21 protein-coding genes are annotated in these 19786 nt (G+C 42.1%); 8 read left to right on the top strand and 13 right to left on the bottom strand.

Annotated features, from left to right (window positions below; genetic code table 11):
* The first annotated feature begins 60 nt into the window (after window positions 1-60).
* The 3 genes from PGR74_RS06155 to PGR74_RS06145 are packed head-to-tail and all read left to right on the top strand — an operon-like array spanning window position 61 to window position 2916.
* Entirely contained in the window at window positions 61-1119 is a 1059-nt protein-coding gene (locus PGR74_RS06155) for a pyridoxal phosphate-dependent aminotransferase (RefSeq protein WP_041505095.1), read from the top strand.
* 10 nt (window positions 1120-1129) lie between these two features.
* Complete coding sequence (locus PGR74_RS06150; protein WP_041505094.1) at window positions 1130-1864, top strand: phosphocholine cytidylyltransferase family protein; 735 nt, start codon at window positions 1130-1132, stop codon at window positions 1862-1864.
* Window positions 1864-2916, top strand: coding sequence for a CDP-glycerol glycerophosphotransferase family protein (locus PGR74_RS06145; RefSeq protein WP_041505093.1), 1053 nt, complete (start codon window positions 1864-1866; stop codon window positions 2914-2916). Before PGR74_RS06150 ends, PGR74_RS06145 begins: the two co-directional genes overlap by 1 nt.
* Window position 2917: 1 nt before the next feature.
* On the opposite strand, the gene PGR74_RS06140 is transcribed toward PGR74_RS06145, so the two are convergent.
* From PGR74_RS06140 to PGR74_RS06095, 10 genes are all read right to left on the bottom strand, one after another.
* Window positions 2918-3664 carry a hypothetical protein gene (locus PGR74_RS06140; RefSeq protein ID WP_041505092.1) on the bottom strand — a complete coding sequence of 249 codons (747 nt, stop codon included), beginning with the start codon at window positions 3662-3664 and terminating at the stop codon, window positions 2918-2920.
* A 1-nt stretch (window position 3665) separates the two neighbouring features.
* The gene (locus tag PGR74_RS06135) at window positions 3666-4157 is read right to left on the bottom strand and encodes a dihydrofolate reductase (protein ID WP_041505091.1); all 492 of its coding nucleotides are present in this window, start codon (window positions 4155-4157) and stop codon (window positions 3666-3668) included.
* 89 nt (window positions 4158-4246) lie between these two features.
* A complete protein-coding gene (locus PGR74_RS06130; protein WP_041505090.1) occupies window positions 4247-5041 on the bottom strand; it encodes a thymidylate synthase in 795 nt (264 codons plus the stop codon).
* A 58-nt stretch (window positions 5042-5099) separates the two neighbouring features.
* A complete protein-coding gene (locus PGR74_RS06125; protein ID WP_110688792.1) occupies window positions 5100-5741 on the bottom strand; it encodes an O-methyltransferase in 642 nt (213 codons plus the stop codon).
* Window position 5742: 1 nt separating this feature from the next.
* The gene (locus PGR74_RS06120) at window positions 5743-6960 is read right to left on the bottom strand and encodes a M16 family metallopeptidase (protein WP_110688816.1); all 1218 of its coding nucleotides are present in this window, start codon (window positions 6958-6960) and stop codon (window positions 5743-5745) included.
* Window positions 6961-6995: 35 nt separating this feature from the next.
* Window positions 6996-8036 carry a hypothetical protein gene (locus PGR74_RS06115; RefSeq protein ID WP_041505088.1) on the bottom strand — a complete coding sequence of 347 codons (1041 nt, stop codon included), beginning with the start codon at window positions 8034-8036 and terminating at the stop codon, window positions 6996-6998.
* A gap of 118 nt (window positions 8037-8154) precedes the next feature.
* A complete protein-coding gene (locus PGR74_RS06110) occupies window positions 8155-8694 on the bottom strand; it encodes a DUF4924 family protein (RefSeq protein ID WP_041504251.1) in 540 nt (179 codons plus the stop codon).
* Window positions 8695-8704: 10 nt separating this feature from the next.
* Window positions 8705-9082: an RNA-binding S4 domain-containing protein gene (locus PGR74_RS06105; RefSeq protein WP_110688815.1), complete on the bottom strand. Its 378-nt coding sequence runs from the start codon at window positions 9080-9082 to the stop codon at window positions 8705-8707.
* Window positions 9083-9247: 165 nt separating this feature from the next.
* Window positions 9248-9817 (bottom strand): aminoacyl-tRNA hydrolase, encoded by a 570-nt coding sequence (gene pth, locus PGR74_RS06100; RefSeq protein ID WP_110688791.1) that lies wholly within the window; start codon window positions 9815-9817, stop codon window positions 9248-9250.
* Window positions 9818-9833: 16 nt separating this feature from the next.
* On the bottom strand, window positions 9834-10406 hold the full coding sequence (locus tag PGR74_RS06095) for a 50S ribosomal protein L25/general stress protein Ctc (RefSeq protein WP_041504249.1): 573 nt from the start codon (window positions 10404-10406) through the stop codon (window positions 9834-9836).
* A 499-nt stretch (window positions 10407-10905) separates the two neighbouring features.
* On the opposite strand from PGR74_RS06095, the gene PGR74_RS06090 reads away from it, so the two are divergent.
* Window positions 10906-11076: a DUF362 domain-containing protein gene (locus PGR74_RS06090; RefSeq protein WP_071595998.1), complete on the top strand. Its 171-nt coding sequence runs from the start codon at window positions 10906-10908 to the stop codon at window positions 11074-11076.
* A gap of 44 nt (window positions 11077-11120) precedes the next feature.
* On the opposite strand, the gene PGR74_RS06085 is transcribed toward PGR74_RS06090, so the two are convergent.
* Window positions 11121-11663: a 5-formyltetrahydrofolate cyclo-ligase gene (locus PGR74_RS06085; RefSeq protein WP_041504247.1), complete on the bottom strand. Its 543-nt coding sequence runs from the start codon at window positions 11661-11663 to the stop codon at window positions 11121-11123.
* 208 nt (window positions 11664-11871) lie between these two features.
* On the opposite strand from PGR74_RS06085, the gene PGR74_RS06080 reads away from it, so the two are divergent.
* Window positions 11872-13455, top strand: a complete 1584-nt coding sequence (locus PGR74_RS06080; RefSeq protein ID WP_041504246.1) for an NAD+ synthase — start codon at window positions 11872-11874, stop codon at window positions 13453-13455.
* A 16-nt stretch (window positions 13456-13471) separates the two neighbouring features.
* On the top strand, window positions 13472-14191 hold the full coding sequence (locus PGR74_RS06075; RefSeq protein WP_052634804.1) for a Crp/Fnr family transcriptional regulator: 720 nt from the start codon (window positions 13472-13474) through the stop codon (window positions 14189-14191).
* A gap of 120 nt (window positions 14192-14311) precedes the next feature.
* Here PGR74_RS06075 and PGR74_RS06070 read toward each other — a convergent pair whose 3' ends face one another.
* Complete coding sequence (locus tag PGR74_RS06070; protein WP_041504245.1) at window positions 14312-14761, bottom strand: regulatory protein RecX; 450 nt, start codon at window positions 14759-14761, stop codon at window positions 14312-14314.
* A gap of 42 nt (window positions 14762-14803) precedes the next feature.
* Complete coding sequence (prmC, locus tag PGR74_RS06065; RefSeq protein WP_041504449.1) at window positions 14804-15655, bottom strand: peptide chain release factor N(5)-glutamine methyltransferase; 852 nt, start codon at window positions 15653-15655, stop codon at window positions 14804-14806.
* A 109-nt stretch (window positions 15656-15764) separates the two neighbouring features.
* Between prmC and cls the strand changes: the two genes are divergently transcribed.
* Window positions 15765-17219: a cardiolipin synthase gene (cls, locus tag PGR74_RS06060; protein ID WP_041504244.1), complete on the top strand. Its 1455-nt coding sequence runs from the start codon at window positions 15765-15767 to the stop codon at window positions 17217-17219.
* Between the two features lie 103 nt (window positions 17220-17322).
* Window positions 17323-19770 (top strand): bifunctional UDP-N-acetylmuramoyl-tripeptide:D-alanyl-D-alanine ligase/alanine racemase, encoded by a 2448-nt coding sequence (locus tag PGR74_RS06055; RefSeq protein ID WP_041505087.1) that lies wholly within the window; start codon window positions 17323-17325, stop codon window positions 19768-19770.
* Window positions 19771-19786 lie beyond the last annotated feature (16 nt).

Below are 19786 nucleotides of genomic sequence, written 5' to 3'. Positions count from 1 at the left end.
GCTTTTTTCATTTTAAAGCAACTATTTATTTGAATGTTTTGGAAACCATATAAAATAACCATGGAAAATAAGATAACTTACCTCGACCGCAATGAATACAACTACGGTCCTGCACCTGAAATCGGAGAAGTACTAAAGAATTTCGATCCCAATAAATTATGTTTTTACACCCGTATTTACGATGAAGGGAAAAAAAGTATATTATCGGATTATATCTCCACACTCTACGGTGTTCCCGAGAAACAAGTCATTTTAGGATACGGCGGAGAAGACATTTTAAAACAAGTGGTACATTGTTTTTTAGCAGGAGGTCCCAAAACTAAAACATTACTCATACCCAAATTTTCCTGGTGGTATTATAAGTCTATTGCTGAAGAAGTAAACGGACGTACCATTTTCTATCCTCTATACGAGGAGGGCGATACCTTCAAATACGATATCGAAGGAATGCAAAAAATCACCGAACAGGAAAAACCGGAAATGATCTTAATTGCATCCCCGAATAATCCGACCGGGAACTCCCTATCGGAAAGCGAGTTGGATAGAATACTATCTTTTATCGATAAGGATACGGTCGTTGTTATCGACGAAGCTTACGCTTCATTCGCTAATAAAGATACCAGTTACATCAAACCTTTAATAGAAAAATACCCCAACCTCTTAATCGTCAGAACACTTTCCAAATTTTACGGACTGCCCGGACTGCGTTTAGGTTTTGCCTTCATGGGTAGCAATCTGACTCCGTTTCTGAATTACAGTACCAAATATTTAGGTTACAACCGAATCTCCGAAGAGATCGGAATTGCCGTATTCAAAGCCAGTGATTACTATCAACGCATAGCGGACTTAATGGCAGAAGATCGAGTAACCTACAGAAAAGAGTTAGGAGTATTGGATGGTTTCAAAGTGTACCGATCCGATGCCAATTTCATCCTCGTAAAATATCCGATCGCCATGAAATCCGAACTTCAGAAAGCATTAAAAGAAAAAGGGCTGATCGTGAAATTTATGAACGAGGAAAACATCAATACTCACATGCGGATTACCCTTGGAACCCAAAAACAAAACCGTTTGGTTATCGATACGATAAAAGAAGTAGCAAAGAATTTCAAACCGTAAATTCATTTTTATGAAAGCTGTCATTCTTGCTGCCGGTATAGCTTCCCGCTTACGTCCGCTTACAGACGATAAACCCAAATGCTTATTGAAGATCGGTGATCGCTGTCTGTTGGAACGGGCTATCGACGGATTACTTTTGCATCAGGTAGATGAAATTATCATTGTCACCGGTTATTTAAAAGAGTTGATCGAGGCATTTGTAAAAACGACCTATCCGAACTTATCGGTTCGATTCATTTACAACGAGAGATACGCGAGTACCAACAACATCTATTCCTTATGGTTAGCCTTGCCGGCAGTTCTTCGCGAGAACGAATTTCTATTACTCGATAGCGACATCCTCTATGACCCAGAAATGATCCGGCTATTGCAGGTGTCCCCTCACGAGAATTGCCTGGCTTTAAACGCTCATCATCTTGGAGAAGAAGAGATTAAAGTGATTACCAACGAGAAGAATCAAATTATCGAGATCAGCAAAACCTGTTCTATCGAGAAAGCAATCGGAGAATCCATCGGGATAGAGAAAATCTCCAACTCCTATCTTACGGCTCTTTATCACGAGCTATCTCAAATGATTACGGTAGAAAAACTGGATAACATTTTTTATGAACGGGCTTTTGAAAGGTTGATTCCCAAAGGACATTATTTCTATCCCGTCGACACCAGCGATTATTTTTCCATGGAGCTGGATACGGTAGAAGATTTTCAGCATGCAGTAAAACAAATACCCCAACACCTATTATAATGAGAATCGTACTATTTTGTGAGCAGAAATACGCCATCAACATTTTGCAACCGATTGAAGAGGAAGCCGAACAGGAGGGCGGACATGAATTACTATGGTATGTTCATCAAAAAAATATTCCTGATTTTCCTTTACGAAACGAAACCCGATGGACCAATAGCATACAGAAAGTCTACGATTTCTCTCCGGAAGTCATTTTCGTTCCGTGTAACATTGTTCCCTATTACCTGCCGGGGGTAAAAATACAGATATTTCACGGTTATGCCGCAGAAAAAAAAGATCATTGGGTGATCCGTCGCTATTTTGACACTTATTTTACCCAAGGGCCCTTCTTTACCCGAGGGTTCAAGGCTTTGGCCAAAAAATATAAAGATTTCGAAGTAGTCGAAACAGGCTGGCCCCGCCAAGACTGGATATACGCGAACCTGCATACTTTTGATAACGAGAAAAAAGAACTATTGGAAAAATACCGTAAAAGTAAACTTCTCCTGTACGCTCCCACATTCTCACCCTCCCTGACCTCCCTTCCTTTCATCAAAGAGGGATTGGTTAAAATAGCGAAAGAAAAAGATATTTTACTGATCTTAAAATTCCATCCCCTTACCCGGCCGGAGTGGATGGAAGAATACAAAGCACTCTCCGAACAACACGAAAATATACTTTGGATAGAGGATCACAATATTACCAAATACCAATTGATGGCCGACGTTATGATCAGCGACACCTCTTCGACCGTATACGAATTTCTTTTGCTGGATAAACCGGTAATCACTTATAAAACCATTGCCAAAGATATTTACTGGCAAGATATACAACAAGCGGAAGAACTTTCCGACGCCTTTGAAAGAGTTCAACGCGACGAAGAATGCATCAACAAGCGAAAATGGATCATCGAAAATTACGATCCTTACCTGGATGGTAAAGTAGCTCATCGCATGCTTGATGCCGCCAGAGATTACATTGCACGGCACGGTGTCCCCTCACACCGGAAGCTTAACCTATGGCGTAAATACACGAGTATAAAAAAATTTGGAAAAATACGGAAAAAGTAAGCTACCGTCTACATCGGGCTATTTTTTTTTGTTTGCGTTTCAATACGTTGGCATCATGTTCATGAGTCCACTTTTTCAACAAAACGGACATCTCCCTGCTATCTCCCCCCGTTAGCCGCGCATACTCATCGGCCATAATGCCAATCATTTCATCGTCTGCATTCAAACGGTAAAAATTTCTTAATCCGGCCAAAGGAGAAATCGACTTAAATTGCATCCGGTTCAAATCGATCAGATAAAAACAATAAGCATCTCCCTCCCTCTTTATCAATGTATTACCTGGCGAATGATCCAAAAAATAGATCGAATTTTGATGAAGCCGATAGGTAAACCTGGTAAACTCCCTCAATATCCGTTCCATGTCGACCGGATGTTTTTTCTTCAAATCCCTGAATTCATAATCAAAATCCACTTGTAAAGAGATATAATAACTGCGAGTAACCCCCCAGGCGTTTTTATATAGAATATAGGCTACAGGATCCGGCGTTCCAATACCCTTCTCTACCAATTTATTGGCATAAATGAAAGAACGTTCGGCCTTGCTCTTCCGAATATAAGCATAAGCAAAGCGATTCACCCAATTCGGCTTCTTATAAGATTTGACATTTAACCGGAGACCGTTTATCTCCAGCACTTTTATCACATTCCGATCCGCCTCCAACACTTCACCTTCTCGTTCGAAACGTTGGGGAATAGCTAAGATAAACGACTCAAACTCTTTATACTTGGGGTTAATCCGATAAATCATTCTACTTTTTCTTGCTTCGATAATTGATAAACGAATAGGCAAACTCATTCTTTTCATCCGCCGGAAAATCTTCCTGACCTTCTTTTTCCCAACATCCAGGGTCCACGGAAGGGATCTTCGTATCCCCGTCGCACACCGTATGAACGACCGTCAGATAGAGACGATCGGCCTGATCCCATAACTCCCGGTATATCGTACCGCCACCGATAATAAAAACTTCCTCCTCATCCTTTGCCAGCTCCAATGCTCTTTCAATGGAATCGACCAATTCACATCCTTTCGCAACAAATGACGGATTACGGGAAATAACGATATTCCTCCGGTTAGGCAAAGCCCGTCCCATAGATTGAAAAGTCTTTCTTCCCATCACTACCGTATGTCCCGTGGTGATTGCCTTGAAATGCTTCAGATCTCCCGACAAATGCCATATTAACCCGTTATCCCTACCGATAACGCTATTTTCTGCTGCTGCTACTATTATTGACAAAACCATAATTAATTGTAGATTAACATGCAGATTGAAAATTATAAATTAAATCCATTTCTATAATTTACAATTTTAAATCTACGATTTAAAATTCATCAGACTGCGATTTCTCCTTTTATATGCGAATGCGGGTTATAATTCCGCAGTTCAAAATCCTCATACCGGAAATCGAATATGGATTTTATGGTAGGATTAATTACCATCTCAGGCAAGTCCCTCGGTTCCCGGGACAACTGCAAGTTCACCTGATCGATATGATTCAAATAGATATGGGCATCTCCCAAAGTGTGTACAAATTCTCCCGGCCGTAAATCGCACACCTGAGCCATCATCATGGTCAAAAGAGCGTAAGACGCGATATTAAAAGGAACACCCAAAAAAGAATCGGCACTCCGTTGATACAGCTGACAGGATAATTTTCCATTGGCCACGTAAAACTGAAAAAGGGCATGGCAAGGAGCCAACGCCATGTTCTCAATATCCCCGGAATTCCATGCACTCACGATTAACCGACGAGAGTCTGGAGTATGTTTTATATCTTCTACTACCTGTGAAATCTGATCCAGATGAGTACCGTCAGGACGAGGCCAAGAACGCCATTGATAACCGTATATATGTCCCAAGTCCCCGTTCTCATCCGCCCACTCATTCCATATCCGTACGCCATGTTCCTGCAAATATTTCACATTCGTATCGCCTCGAAGAAACCATAATAATTCATATATGATGGATTTTAAATGCAATTTTTTAGTGGTCAGCAACGGGAAACCGGCTGACAGGTCAAAACGCATCTGATGGCCGAAAACGCTAATCGTTCCCGTACCGGTACGGTCCGTTTTTTCAACCCCTTCTTGTAATATCCTATCTAATAATTCTAAATATTGTTTCATATTTCATGAAAATTTGAGAATAAGCTTACCATCTTATCGGTTTTCAGAACAAAGATATTTATTTTTTCCGGATCAACATCAGTCCGTGACGAATGGGCAGTAAAATATTCTCCACACGTGCATCCGACTGCACGAGAGCATTAAAATCCAATATTCCTTTCGTTTGGGCATCAGGATTTCCTACAGGTTCCAGCACTTTCCCGTCCCACAACACATCATCGGCAATAATAACTCCTCCGGGACGCACCCGATCAAATACCAAACGATAGTAATCGGAATATTCCCGCTTGTCAGCATCGATAAATACCAAGTCAAAAACTTCATCTATCGTTGAAATTACCTTCCGGGCATCCCCCACGTGAAAAACGATCCGATGAGCCAGACCGCTCTTTTCTATGTATTCTCTGGTAAAATCTTCCAACTCATCATTGATATCAATGGTATGCAAACACCCCTCTTCCGACAAACCCGAAGCCATAGCGATAGCCGAATACCCGGTATAGGTTCCTATCTCCAATATCCTCCGGGCTCCCGTCATCCGGCAAATCATCTTTAAAAATTGTCCTTGCAGATTTCCGGACAGCATTCTGGGACGCAGTACATGCAGAAAGGTTGAACGAGTCAACTCCGATAGCAAAGGATCCTCCGGTTCGCTATGGGACAAAATGTACCGTTCCAATTCCGCATTCATTTCCAACATATCATTTATATAACAAAATAGACTGTTTTTCCAAATCAAAAATCTCTTGCGCCACCTCCATCAACATTTCCGGCGTAATACTCTCTATCTGGGCATAAACGTCTTCCAAACTATCCACTCTATCGTATATTAAAAAACTTTTTCCGATAGAAAGCATCAGGTTCTCATAGTTCTCCGAGGAGATGGTAATCTGCCCTATCATCTGAGCCTTGGCTCTCTTCAATTGTACAGGACCTAACCTCTCTTCATAGAGCAAGCGCATCTCCTTCCGGCATAAATCCAAACACCAGGCTGCATTCTCTTTATCACAACCGAAATAAACCATACAAGCCCCTGTATCCGAATAGGGAGTATAGGAAGCTTCTATATTATAAGCCAAACCATAACGCTCCCTGATGTTCAGGTTCAATCGGGAGTTCATTCCAGGTCCACCCAAAAGATTAACAAGCAACGATAAAACCACCCGTTTTTCCTGTGTTTGGTCGTAGGCGACATTTCCGATAATACAATGACTCTGATAAGTATCCCTCTCTTCTTTCACGAAACGGGGCAAATAGATCTCCGGTTTAGTCCGTCTTAAAATCTCCGATCCTCTCGGGTAAACGGCAAAATATTTTTCAACCAAACGAACGATCTTTTCGAACGGCATATCTCCCACTGAAGTAATAACCATCCGCTCGGGATTGTAGTTTCGCTTCACGAAATCAAGGATCATTTTTCGATCAATACGCAGCACGGCAGCCTCATCACCCAAAATATTTCGACCGATAGGATATCCTTTATAGATCAATTCCTCGAAATCATCAAAAATCAACTCCCCGGGACTATCCTTATAGGAATTAATTTCATCCAGCACGACATCTTTCTCTTTCTCAAGCTCCTTTTCGGGAAACACGGAATGGAAAACAATATCCGCAAACAACTCCAATGTCCGCTCGTAATCTTTCGGCATAAAAGTGGCATAAATACAGGTGTCCTCTTTCGTGGTATAAGCATTCAATTCACCACCTACATCTTCTAAACGACTTAAGATATGATAAGCCTTCCGCTTTTCCGTTCCTTTAAAGATAACATGTTCTATAAAATGAGCTACCCCCAACTCCTCTTCTCGCTCGTCACGACTTCCGGCATTTATGATCAACCCGCAATAAGCCGCTTTATTCGGAACTTCATAATGAATAAGTCTCAATCCATTCTGAAAAATATGTGTCTGATACATCTTTACACCTTCATTTGCCCGCACACGGATCCTCATTACTGTATAAATAGATTTCCTCCCGATAACTCCAGAACTACCTTACTATCGTATTTTTTATCCCCGACCGCTCCTTTTCTCCAAATTATATTTTTCTCGGTCACAGGCTGCGTTTCCAATTGAAAGGATTCGGGTAAATCAACTTTTACTCCCCGATTATATTTCAAACTTAAATCATAACCTGCTCCTTCACCAAACGTCAACCCTAACTTCGTCGAAGAACTTTTGATCTCTACGACGGCAAAAGAGAAATGAATATTCCGAATATTAACTTCACCCCATCGGGTTTTCATCTGCAAAGAATCTCCGATATCTTGAATCTCGTATTTGGTGTAAAAAGATTCTGCCGTTAAACAATCGATCATTCCCAAAAAGCAGGTACCACCCGAGGTTTTCAAGTTCAAATGATCGGCTTCCATCAATTGCAATGTCGTCGAAGTACAATTTAATTTTACCTCTTTTCCCCCTCCGATTTTTACTTTAGCCGATTTGAACTCTCCTTTCAGCTGTGTCAACTCCTCAATTTCGAAATCTCCTTTAGAGAAATTAACCATAAAAACCCCCTCCTTTACGGAATGGGCCTTAAAATTTCCAGAAACACTTCCTACGCTCAAATTTCCGACAAAATCTCCCAAAAGGATATTACCATCTTCCACCTCTAATTTAACATTCTTCCCTACCGGCACCTTAATGTGGTAATCCACATTTACAATTACCGACGATACCCTTTGCAGCATGCTCATATCTTTTTCAAAAACGGTCTTAACATCCAAAACTTCCCCCTCTTCCTGTACCTGTATGTATATATACTTTAATAATTCATCTAACTTTGCCCCCGATTTTCCTTCCATTGCAATAACGGCTTCGATCTCGAATTCGTTACCTTCCTGACGGACATCGATGTTCCCGAAACGATTCCATACTCTCAATTCCTTCACGGCTGAGGCAGGAAAGTTCTTTTTAAATGTTCTGGAACGATTTTCCGCCCGACACGCTATGCCTACAAAGATCAGAATAGCTATAAACACCGCTTTTTTCATAATAAATAATTTAGATTTGACAAACCTTTATTCTCCGTCCTCCCATCATCCATACTCTGCCGACAGACGGATCTGCCCGATTTCAAAGTTAGAAATATTATTTAATTATCAGTCATTCTCACTCGTTCTCTTCTTCCATACGTTTGTATACGGCAGACAAATAGGCCAGCATACGGCTGAAAGATTCCATCGCCGCCGTCGTTTGAGCGTGTATCTCCTTCTTTTGTAATTTAAGGAGCAAATTTCCATAAAGAGCATGCAGAGCCAATTCCACGTCGGAAACCTCCTCGGATAAATCGGATTTACGTCGATAATCCAATAAATTATTTGCCGCTGCCATAAAAATATGCCGGTAACGGACATCATGAGTTTGGTGTAAAAGATGATAATGCATCTCTGTCAATTCACTTACCATATTTTTAATGACTTGCAAATGCCCTTCCCGGGTCACCTCTTCCTTCTTCATCATCTCGACCAAATTATCATACCAGTCCAGCATCTCTTTACGAGTCGATTCATCTACTTGAAAACCACTAACGATATGTTGATCCACCAAAGTCATATCCAAATGCAATGCCCTCAACATATCCTCCAGCTGCCACATGTAAAGGATATACTCCGCAAGGTTACTTTTTCTCTTTTCGCGTGCAATCAACATAAATCAAATTTTAAACGTCACCTTTCAATTTATCTATTAAACGCCGGTCCCGTTTGGTCGGACGTCCCGTACCCCGATCCCGGTGCTCAAACATCATATGTGTCCCTTTCAATATATCCAATCTCTCCTGAGGCGTAATCTCTTCTACAAAATCAACAGCCAATTGGGCGGACATACGTTTATCCGTAACCTGTTTAACGACATACTCCCTCTCTATCGGAGGAATTCTCACTTTCACGACCTCTCCGACCTTCACTTCCCGAGAAGCCTTCACGTGCACCTCCCCGATTGAAACGTGTCCCTTCCCACATGCCTCGGCTGCCTGAGAACGAGCTTTAAAAATTCGTACGGCCCAAAGCCATTTATCTATCCTTACCTTCTCGTCCATATCCGATAACTTTTGATCCAAACTCCGTTCAAACTCTCTAAAATCGAAAATCGTAACTCTCTCCAATCACAGAATCGCTCATTGTAAATTAGAAGAATTTCGTGATTCAATGATTAGGTTATTCAATTTCAATCCCTCTATCACCAATCATCTAATCATCCGATTTCAGAATTTACAATTATTAAACTGACTCATCGTTTTTACAAGCCCCACGAAAATGAAATTTTTAATGATCTCTCCGCAATGTTCCAGCATCCGGGGCATCTTCTCTTCCTGCTCCGGAGTCCAATGCCCCAACACGTAATCGACTTGTCCTCCGCGAGCAAAATCGTTGCCTATCCCGAAGCGCAAACGGGCATACGCCTGAGTACCCAATAATTCGTTAATACTTTTTAAACCGTTATGACCTCCATCGCTTCCCTGCCCCCTCAATCGAATCGTACCAAAGGGCAATGCCAGATCATCCACGATAACGAGCACATCCGACAACTCGATTCTCTCTTTCTGCAACCAATAAGCCACGGCTTTTCCGCTCAGGTTCATATAAGTATTCGGCTTCAGTAAAATCAAGGTTCTCCCCTTTACTTTTACCGTGGTTACGGCCCCGTAACGCTTATCTTCAAAAACAGCATTGGACGCCTTAGCAAAAGCGTCCAATACTTTAAATCCTATATTATGTCGTGTATTCTGGTACTCGGGACCTATGTTTCCCAATCCCACAATAAGATATTTCATCTTGTCTACTTACAACTTATTTAGCTTCAGATTGTGCGGCTCTTGCAGCTCTTGTTAACTTAACCTGAGCAACAACCACGCTCTTCGCATTCACGATTTCAATATGCGGGAAATCCAAATCTTTCACTTTAATGGATTTACCTACCCCCAACTTCTCTACATTCAAAACGAGCTCGTCAGGCATATCTTTCGGAAGAGATTTTACTTTCAACTTACGACTGACCAAAACCAATTTACCTCCGGCTTGCACACCCTCGGCAAAACCTTCCGTTCTCACCGGAACTTCAATCACAACCGGTTTATCATCCGCCGTTTGATAGAAGTCAATATGCAACACCCGATCGGTTACAGGATGGAATTGAATCTCTCTCATTACTGCATCGTAAGACTTTCCATCAAGCGTCAATTTTACAAGGTATACGTTAGGAGTATACAATAACTTTCTTAAATCACGTTCCGCAACGGCAAAATGTACGTTAGCCTCCCCACCGTAAAGCACGCATGGAACTTTTTCTTCGGCTCTCAAAGCTTTTGTCGCCTTTTTCCCTAAATCACTTCTTACGTCTCCTTTTAATTCAAATACTTGCATAATCTATATTCATATGTGCTACTCAAATGCGAATTAAAGCCTCGGGGTTATAGACCATATCCGTATTCCCATTGCACGATTTTAAAACCCCCGTTCTCAAAATTTTGCCGCAAAGTTAAAGAAATAATGACAAAATACAAATCCTTTTTCCTTATACCGTGAAAATATATAACGCATAATCATAACTCGGATTGCCTGACCTCGTTCAAAACGCATTTTATCGTACCGAGTCTGTATCCGCCATCATCAGGCGAAAGAATATCCTGAAAGAGCCGAATAGCTGAATCGTTTATATTTATACTACCAATCAACACGTTATAAACTCATTACAACTTCATAAATCCGAGATCACGTGAATATAGAATCATTGTAAAAATCCCAAAATAAAGAATAGAACAAATCTAAATTCAATGATTTTGGTCTTTTTATAAGCAAAAAATTTTTTGTTTCAATTATAGATTCTAATTTTGCGGCATTATTAACAAAAAAATTTATAGAAATGGCTTACGTAATATCTGATGATTGTATTTCTTGTGGAGCATGTGAATCAGAGTGCCCTGTTGGAGCAATCTCTATGGGTGATGATCACTATCAAATCAATGCTGACGAGTGTATCTCTTGTGGAGCATGTGCAGGAGTATGCCCTGTTGGAGCTCCGAAAGAAGCTTAATCATCATAAAAAAGATTCAAAAACCGTCTTTAAGGACGGTTTTTTTATGCCTCATGGATTACTTTATCCATTCTCACGTCCAATTCGTCTACCGGAACACGCTTCAGAAATTGGAAATTGAAGCATACCCCTATTTTTTTAGCCACGTGCGTCTCCTTCAGTATTCGATCGTAATATCCGCGGCCGCGGCCCAACCGATTCCCTTGTGCATCAAAGGCTACCCCGGGCACAACGATCAGATCGATAGAAGAGTAATCCGTATATAACTCGCCTTGTGGCTCCAATATTCCGAAACTTTCTCCGGGAGCAAGAGAATCCACCCCTTTAAACATTCGTAACTCCAAAATATCCCCTTTCACGCAAGGCAACAAAATAACCTTCTTATCCGCCCATTTACAAACAAAATCGTGCGTATACACCTCATCATCCATAGACCAATACAGCAAGACGACCTCGGCTTGTTCAAACGAGGGGTCTTTCTCCAACTGATCCCAAATGGAACGGGACATCTTCTTCTTCTCATCCAACGCGTAACGGCTCTTTATCTCCTTGATCTGTTTCCGGATCTCTTTTTTTTCTATCATCATAAACTTATACAAATTTCTATCGTTATTTCAGCCCAAAATTCGTAAATTTGCCTCAGGAAAACAAAATTCATCCGTCATAAACAAAAAAAAATTACCTGTGACAGGTATAACGGAAAAGACAGCTAAAAATCTTAATCCTCGTAACGGAAAAGATTGATTTTATAAACTTAAAACAGATCGTGCTGCCCGGCAGTACAATGAAGGAATTATGAAAATAGCAATACCCCAGATCGATTACCACATCGGTGATATACAGAAAAATCAGGAGCTTATAATAAAGGCTATCAAAAAAGCGAAGTCGATGAAAGCAGATCTTGTCGTATTCCCGGAACACGCCGTATGCGGGGCTTATCCTCAGGATCTGTTCGAAAAAGAGTATTTTGTAAACGCTTGCCGGATCAGTATCGAGAAAATCGCCGAGGCCTGCGATTCCATAGCCGCTTTAGTAGGATGTCCCAATCTCGATATAGAAGACGGTATTCTGTACAACGCTATCTTTTTCATGTACAATAAGGAAGTTCGGGGAGGAGCCAACAAAACCATCCTTAGCGATTACGACGTATTCGACGAGAGTCGCTATTTCATTGCGGGGGAAGAAAATACAGCCATCCGTTATAAAGATCAGCATATCCGGGTCATTTTTGACGAATACGAAGCAGAAAGTATCCAAAAGACGGATTCGCTCATCATCCACGTGGGTGCGACACCTTTCACGACCGAAAGTTGCGCCTACCGGAAAGAGGTTTTTGCTTCCATGGCCAAAAAGCAAAAGGCCCCCGTCATCTCTTTAAACCACGTCGGTGCGAACACTTCCCTTATCTTTGACGGCAACACGTTGGTATTTAACGCACAGGGTATCCTAACACACCGATTAAACGCTTTCGAAGAGGATTTTCTGCTGGTCGATACTTTTCAACTGGCCAAGAGTAAGCCTCTCCAAGAGAAATTACCGGAAAAAATACAATTGATTCACGATGCTTTAATCTTAGGAATAAAAGATTATTTCAAAAAAAATAATTTCACCAAAGCCATCTTAGGTCTTTCCGGCGGTATCGATTCCGCTGTCGTCGCCGCCTTGGCCGCAGAAGCTATCGGGAGTGAAAATGTAAAGGGAATATTAATGCCTTCCCATTACTCCACGGATCATTCCGTGAAAGACGCCATCGACTTGGCGAAAAATTTGCATATACCTCACGAAATTTTACCCATAAAAGAGATATACGACTCCTTTTTAAACACTTTAGAGCCCGTGTTCCGGGATTTACCCTTCAACGTGGCGGAAGAAAACCTTCAGGCACGTGTCAGAGGCTCCCTGGTCATGGCCATGTCGAATAAATTCGGAAACATCTTATTGAACACATCCAACAAAAGCGAAGCGGCAGTAGGCTACGGAACTTTATACGGAGATCTATGCGGATCTTTATCCGTTCTGGGAGACGTATACAAGACGGAGGTATTCCAATTAGCCCGGTTCATCAATCGGGAACGGGAAATTATTCCGGAAAACACCCTACTAAAACCGCCTTCGGCAGAACTCCGCCCCGGGCAAAAAGACCAGGACTCTCTCCCCGACTATCCCGTATTGGATGCCGTATTAAAGTTATACATAGAAGAGAACCTGTCCGAACAGGAGATCATTGCTCAAGGATTTGCCCCGGAGATCGTAGAAAAAACAATCACGATGGTAAACCGGAACGATTACAAAAGGGCACAATGTCCCCCCATTTTAAAAGTCAGCAAAAAAGCTTTCGGAAACGGACGCCGTATGCCTCTCACTGCCAAACTAACGTAAATAACCGACCTAACCTATGAGAACAATCAAAGACAAGGAATTACACGAGAAATATTGCAATATTTGTATCGATAGCCCTAATTCTCTCTTTGCCGACTTGGATGAAAGCAGCAAGAGCATTATCCGGCAAACCAGTATCTGTAAAAGTTATAAAAAAGGAGATCTGATATACGAGGAAGGAAATAAGCCTTTCGGTCTGATTTGTTTGATCACCGGAAAAGCCAAAATCATCAAAAAAGGTGTATCGGGGAGGGATCAGATCGTACGTATGGCCAAGCCCGTCGGTTTCATCGGCTACCGCGCTTTTTTTGCCGAAGAAAACCATATAGCCTCCGCCGAGGCCATAGAAGATTCCATCGTGTGTATCATGAAAACCGAATTGATTTTCGGCATCGTCCGAAGTAACTCCGATGTAGCCATGAACGTGATCCGCGCTTTAGCCACCGACCTCGGTTTTTCCAACCGCCGGACCGTTACCCTGACGCAAAAACATATCCGGGGACGGTTGGCCGAATCCCTACTGGTATTGAAAGAGACTTACGGATGCGAAGATGACGGTCAAACGTTAAAAGTTTGCCTTTCCCGGGAAGATATCGCCAATCTCTCCAACATGACTACTTCCAACGCTATTCGCACATTATCGAATTTTGCCTCGGAAGGTATCGTGGAGCTGAACGGCAAACAAATAAAGATCACCGATATGGAAGCCTTGGAAAAAGTCAGTAATTTAGGATGAGTATTTTCACCTGAATTATACCGATGCACATAAGTTGAAATCACTCTTTCGACGGACAAACTTCGCTCATTCTATCCTCATCCATTTTTACGGCCGGGAAAATATGAAGTAAAATTTAAATCAAAGCTGTTTAATGCAACGGGAAACGACTTCGTAACAGAACCCCCGACCGAGGGCATAACGGAAAAGCTTGGCTTTACGTTTGCGGGGATCGTCCTCTTTCAAGCTTCGGGCCTTTTGTTTCAGCAAAGAGATACACGCTTCATCATAAGCCTCGTCGGGTAAACCGTTCAAAGCCCCGGCAACGATATGTTCCGCTATCTGCTTTTGCCGAAGCATACGTTCTATCTTCTGTTTTCCCCAACGGTTAAACCGAAACTTATCCATCGCGTAAGCCCGGGCATAACGTTCGTCATCTACAAAATGATTTTTTACCAAAAAAGCCATAACTTCCGCGATATCCGTTCCCGTCAACTCCCAACGTTGCAACTTCACGATAACATCGAAACTACAATACTCTTTCTTGCTGCATTGAGCTGCAATTATATGCAAAGCCTTTTTCACATCCATTGTCCTCGTTATAAACCGATTCTGTTATATTCTGAATTTAAGTTACCCTTTTTTAGCCCAAAGGATTCTATCTTTACCGTGTATATCCTGTTCTATCTTTATCCCCTCGTATGCCATTCCCGACAATAAATTTACCATTTCATTTCCCAATGCTTCATTTATCTCGAAAAAGAGAGCCCCTCCCGATTTCAAATGAGACATAGCAAAATCGGCAATCGTACGGTAAAACACCAAAGGATCTTCATCCGATACAAAAAGAGCCCGTTCCGGCTCATAATTCAATACGCGATTATGCATAAATTGCCGTTCCGAAAAACGGACATAGGGCGGATTGCTCACGATCACATCATAAACAGGCCATTTCTCTTCTCTCCAACGCAAAATATCCCGTACATAAAAATCCACTGTTACCCCGTTTATCCGAGCATTCTCTTTTGCCTGCCGGACAGCCTCCAAAGAGATATCGACACCTTCCGCTTCCAATCCCTCCATCTGCTTCGCCAAAGCGATCGCAATACACCCGCTTCCCGTCCCGATATCCAAAAGCCGGGCTGGCATACAAATCCCGGAATTGACCACCCGCATAACCACTTCCTCTGTTTCCGGACGGGGAATTAACGTATTTTCATTTAATTTAAAACACAACCCCATAAACTCTGTTTCACCCAAAATATATTGAATCGGTCGGTCCGTTTTCAGCTCTTCCAGTATTTGTAAAAATTTATTGATAAAGCTTTTATCTAATTGTTCGTGTTTTCTCAGATGGATTTCTATATTTGTATAATGCAAAGCATATTGAAAAATAAGAGAACAAAGAGAACGGATTTCCCTTTCGTCATAAGTATCTTTTAATACATGCAATGCGTACTGTTGTAAATCGAAGATCGTATTCATAAGACAAAGATAACAAAATTGAACGGGAGAAAATTTGAAAATCATAAAATATACAGAAAGAGAAAGTGATTCGTAAAACAAAAAAATAGAAAAGACAAGGAGTAGCAGCATGGCGTGGACGACGATCGTATTTTATATTATCATTACTTTATATGTCATTACCGTTATTGGCGTAATGTATACCATCATTATGGAAAACAGGAGTCCCGTCAGGACTTTGGCATGGATGCTCGTCCTCAGTCTGATTCCGGGTATCGGACTGCTGTTCTACATCTATTTCGGTATGAATTACCGTAGGATTAAAATGTTCTCCATGAAAGGGCTGGGAGACTTCAAGTGGCTCCAATACATGAGTGAAGATCAAAAACAACGTATAAAAAAGACCGAACTGTTGAAAAGGGAAGACATGGAAACCGTAAAACGGCTCATGACACTTTTGCTGAACAACAGCAAGGCTTTGCTTTCTCGTAATAATACGGTAGATATATTAAATAACGGGGAAGAAACCTTTAAAGCCATCTTCTTGGCTATTTCCAAAGCCAAAAAATACATCCATTTGGAGTACTATATCATTGAAAAAGGAGAATTAGGCGAACGGCTAAAAAACATTTTGATCAAAAAAGCGACGGAAGGAGTGGAAGTGAGAGTCATATACGATGACGTCGGTTCCTGGAAACTGCCTAAAAGTTACATCCGTGAAATGCAGGCCGCCGGCATTCAGATCTACCCTTTCCTCCCTGTAAGGTTTCCCCTGTTTACGAATAAGGTAAACTATCGAAACCATAGAAAGATTGTTGTCGTGGACGGGGAGGTCGGCTTTTTAGGAGGGCTTAATTTTGCCGACCGGTATTTACACGGTCTGCCCGGCATCGGAATATGGCGCGACACGCACCTGAAGGTCCGAGGTGAAGCCGTGACTTCACTCCAGGTCGTATTTCTTATTGACTGGTATTTTGTCCGGCAAGAACTTCTACTCAACAAAGAGGCCTATCTTCCTAACAAAGGAGCAGAAGGAAGTGTCATCATGCAAGCGGTCTCCTCCGGCCCCGATAGTGACTGGACGTCTATTCAACAAGCCTATTTCACGTTGATAAATATGGCGAAGAAATACGTGTTTATCTCTACGCCTTACTTCATGCCGGGAGAAACGACCATCAATTCATTAAAAACAGCAGCGATGAGCGGTGTGGACGTACGTATCATGATTCCTTATAAATCAGACTCCCTGCTTACCTATTGGTGTACCCGTTCATACGTCGAAGAGTTATTAGAGGCAGGCGTACGGGTATTCAGGTATCGCAAAGGATTCAATCACAGTAAATTAATTATCATAGACGGACTCGTTTCGAGTGTAGGAACCGCCAACATGGATATTCGCAGCTTTGAGCAGAATTTCGAATTGAACATGATCATCTACGACCGGAACGTTAGCCGCAAGCTGGCTACGGATTTTATAAACGACTTGAAAGGTAGCGGCGAGATCAGCATACAACAATGGAAATTCAGACCCAAGAAAGACAAGATAAAAGAGTCTCTTGCCCGTCTGTTTGCCCCCCTCCTATGACAAGCGAAAAGGATAACGGCATATAATTATTTATAACGTTCCCGACGGAAAGATATCCGATTAATTTATACTTTTGCGAATTAAAGATATTAATTATGGCCGTATGATGTACTCAATCGAAGAAATCGCCCGTGTCATCCGCGGAGACCTGAAAAAAGGATGTCCCGTAACAATAAGTGAATACGGTATCGACAGTCGTTCTGTCATTTATGCCGACCAAACCCTTTTTTTCGCTCTAAAAGGACAAAATCACGATGCGCATGATTATATTCTTTCTTTGTATGAAAACGGGGTACGGGCTTTCGTTATCCATGAGTACAGGTCCGAATTCGACCGATTGACCGAAGCCAATTTTATACGGGTAGACGATGTGTTATCCGCATTGCAACAATTAGCCGCCCACTACCGTCAACAATCGAAAGCCGAAATAATCGGAATTACGGGTAGTAATGGCAAAACCATTGTAAAAGAATGGCTTTCTCAACTTTTAATGGAAAATTACCGGGTTTATCGCAGCCCTCGAAGCTATAATTCACAAGTGGGCGTACCGCTCTCTTTGTTAGGTATAGAAGAGGAGACCGAGATCGCTGTGATCGAAGCAGGAATTTCTCAAAAAGGAGAGATGCAACGCTTGGAACAGATGATCCGCCCGGATATAGGCCTATTTACTCATATCGGGGAGGCCCATGATGAAAATTTCACCTCGACAGAGGAAAAACTAACCGAAAAAGCCAAGTTATTTACCTCCTGCAAAACTCTCGTCGGGCAAGCCGGAGAAGTACTGAAATTCATAAAAAAACAACTCCCGGACCGAGTACGGCTCTTTCTTTGGGGGGATAGCCCGGAAGCAATCGTAAAAACCGAAACATTGGATATCGACGCAAAGAGTCGTCAAGTAAGAATCACACACGGGAACATCTCGTTCTTACTCACGATACCGTTTCCGGACGCCGCTTCTTTCGAAAATACGATGAATGCCGTTTGCGTACTATTACTCAAAGGCATACAACCAAGCTCCATCACCCGGCTCGTAAAACATCTCTCCTCTATAGCCATGCGTATGGAGATAAAGGAGGGTATCAACAACTGCATCCTGATCAACGATTACTACAATTCCGATCCCGCCTCCTTTCAATTGGCTCTGAATAGTCTATCCATACAGGATCCCCACAAAGAGAGGGTGGTCATCCTATCCGACTTTATGGATATAAGCGAAGACAAACAGACGCTGTACAAGAGTATTGCCATGCTGTTACAGCAAGCAAAAATATCCTGTTTCATCGGCATCGGGAAAGAATTAAGAGAGTATCAGCACTACTTTACCGTTGACAACTCCCGATTTTATGAAAATACCGAGCAATTTTTAAAACAGGAGAACCGGAATAATTTTAAAAATCAAGTCATATTGATCAAAGGAGCCCGGCGCTTCCAATTCGAATTCATTGCCGGTTTCCTGCAAAAACAGTCGCACGGCACCATCCTGGAAGTCGACTTGGATGCGATGGTCCATAACCTGAACTATTTCCGCTCTCTCACGTCTGCCAAATTAGCGGTTATGGTAAAAGCGTTCTCATACGGCAGCGGGTCCAAAGAGATCGCTTCACTCCTTCAATATCACCGGGTAGATTACCTTATGGTTGCTTTCGCGGATGAAGGAATAGAATTACGGGCCGCGGGTATCACTCTCCCTATTGCCGTAATGAATCCGGAACGGGAAGCATTCGACAATATGATCACGTTCGGATTAGAACCGGAGATTTACGCTCTCGATATTTTGGAAGATTTTGAAAAAGCCCTGGGTAAACACGGAATAAAACATTTTCCGGTACACGTAAAACTCAACACGGGAATGAACCGTTCCGGATTTGACGAAAAAGATCTGCCGGAATTACTCCGTTTTTTCAACCGCCCCCGGACCGTATATATCCGTTCTCTATTCTCCCATTTAGCCGGAAGCGACGAAAGCATACACGATGAGTTTACCTTAAACCAAATTCATCTCTTCGAAAATATGACAACCACAATCCAGGCGCATTTCAATTATAAAATCTGGCGACATATTTTAAATTCTGCCGGCATCGAGCGTTTCCCGCAATATCATTTCGACATGGTCAGATTGGGAATAGGCTTACACGGAATCAGCTCCGATCATGCCCTCCTCAGGCCTGTCAGTACATTTAAAACGCATATCTCTTCCATTCGGGAAGTTCCAACGGGTCAATCGATCGGCTACGGACGTAAAAGCTATACCGACCGTCCTTCGCGAATTGCCGTTATCCCGGTGGGATATGCAGACGGACTGAATCGTCATCTGAGCAATCGGGTCGGCGAAGTATACGTGAAAGGGAAAAAAGCTCCGATCATCGGAAATATCTGCATGGATACATGCATGATAGATATTACCGATACGGACGCTCTCGTGGGCGAGGAAGTGGAAATATTCGGGAAACATATTCCCGTAACGGAAATAGCCGACAAACTCGGTACCATACCGTACGAGATTTTGACGGGAGTATCTTCTCGGGTGAAACGAGTATATTACAAAGAGTAAAACAATAATTTTTAAT

The sequence above is a fragment of the Sanguibacteroides sp. AM78-02pH3A genome, assembly GCF_027666085.1.
GTDB classification, from domain to species: domain Bacteria; phylum Bacteroidota; class Bacteroidia; order Bacteroidales; family Marinifilaceae; genus Gabonibacter; species Gabonibacter massiliensis.
The sequence above is the reverse complement of the archived record's forward strand: the minus strand, read 5'-3'. Positions and strand labels throughout refer to the sequence as shown.

Coding starts and splice junctions, on each gene's coding strand:
- PGR74_RS06155 (WP_041505095.1), top strand. CDS start 61: ATGGAAAATAAGATAACTTACCTCGACCGCAATGAATACAACTACGGT.
- PGR74_RS06150 (WP_041505094.1), top strand. CDS start 1,130: ATGAAAGCTGTCATTCTTGCTGCCGGTATAGCTTCCCGCTTACGTCCG.
- PGR74_RS06145 (WP_041505093.1), top strand. CDS start 1,864: ATGAGAATCGTACTATTTTGTGAGCAGAAATACGCCATCAACATTTTG.
- PGR74_RS06140 (WP_041505092.1), bottom strand. CDS start 3,664: ATGATTTATCGGATTAACCCCAAGTATAAAGAGTTTGAGTCGTTTATC.
- PGR74_RS06135 (WP_041505091.1), bottom strand. CDS start 4,157: ATGGTTTTGTCAATAATAGTAGCAGCAGCAGAAAATAGCGTTATCGGT.
- PGR74_RS06130 (WP_041505090.1), bottom strand. CDS start 5,041: ATGAAACAATATTTAGAATTATTAGATAGGATATTACAAGAAGGGGTT.
- PGR74_RS06125 (WP_110688792.1), bottom strand. CDS start 5,741: ATGTTGGAAATGAATGCGGAATTGGAACGGTACATTTTGTCCCATAGC.
- PGR74_RS06120 (WP_110688816.1), bottom strand. CDS start 6,960: ATGTATCAGACACATATTTTTCAGAATGGATTGAGACTTATTCATTAT.
- PGR74_RS06115 (WP_041505088.1), bottom strand. CDS start 8,036: ATGAAAAAAGCGGTGTTTATAGCTATTCTGATCTTTGTAGGCATAGCG.
- PGR74_RS06110 (WP_041504251.1), bottom strand. CDS start 8,694: ATGTTGATTGCACGCGAAAAGAGAAAAAGTAACCTTGCGGAGTATATC.
- PGR74_RS06105 (WP_110688815.1), bottom strand. CDS start 9,082: ATGGACGAGAAGGTAAGGATAGATAAATGGCTTTGGGCCGTACGAATT.
- pth (WP_110688791.1), bottom strand. CDS start 9,817: ATGAAATATCTTATTGTGGGATTGGGAAACATAGGTCCCGAGTACCAG.
- PGR74_RS06095 (WP_041504249.1), bottom strand. CDS start 10,406: ATGCAAGTATTTGAATTAAAAGGAGACGTAAGAAGTGATTTAGGGAAA.
- PGR74_RS06090 (WP_071595998.1), top strand. CDS start 10,906: ATGGCTTACGTAATATCTGATGATTGTATTTCTTGTGGAGCATGTGAA.
- PGR74_RS06085 (WP_041504247.1), bottom strand. CDS start 11,663: ATGATGATAGAAAAAAAAGAGATCCGGAAACAGATCAAGGAGATAAAG.
- PGR74_RS06080 (WP_041504246.1), top strand. CDS start 11,872: ATGAAAATAGCAATACCCCAGATCGATTACCACATCGGTGATATACAG.
- PGR74_RS06075 (WP_052634804.1), top strand. CDS start 13,472: ATGAGAACAATCAAAGACAAGGAATTACACGAGAAATATTGCAATATT.
- PGR74_RS06070 (WP_041504245.1), bottom strand. CDS start 14,761: ATGGATGTGAAAAAGGCTTTGCATATAATTGCAGCTCAATGCAGCAAG.
- prmC (WP_041504449.1), bottom strand. CDS start 15,655: ATGAATACGATCTTCGATTTACAACAGTACGCATTGCATGTATTAAAA.
- cls (WP_041504244.1), top strand. CDS start 15,765: ATGGCGTGGACGACGATCGTATTTTATATTATCATTACTTTATATGTC.
- PGR74_RS06055 (WP_041505087.1), top strand. CDS start 17,323: ATGATGTACTCAATCGAAGAAATCGCCCGTGTCATCCGCGGAGACCTG.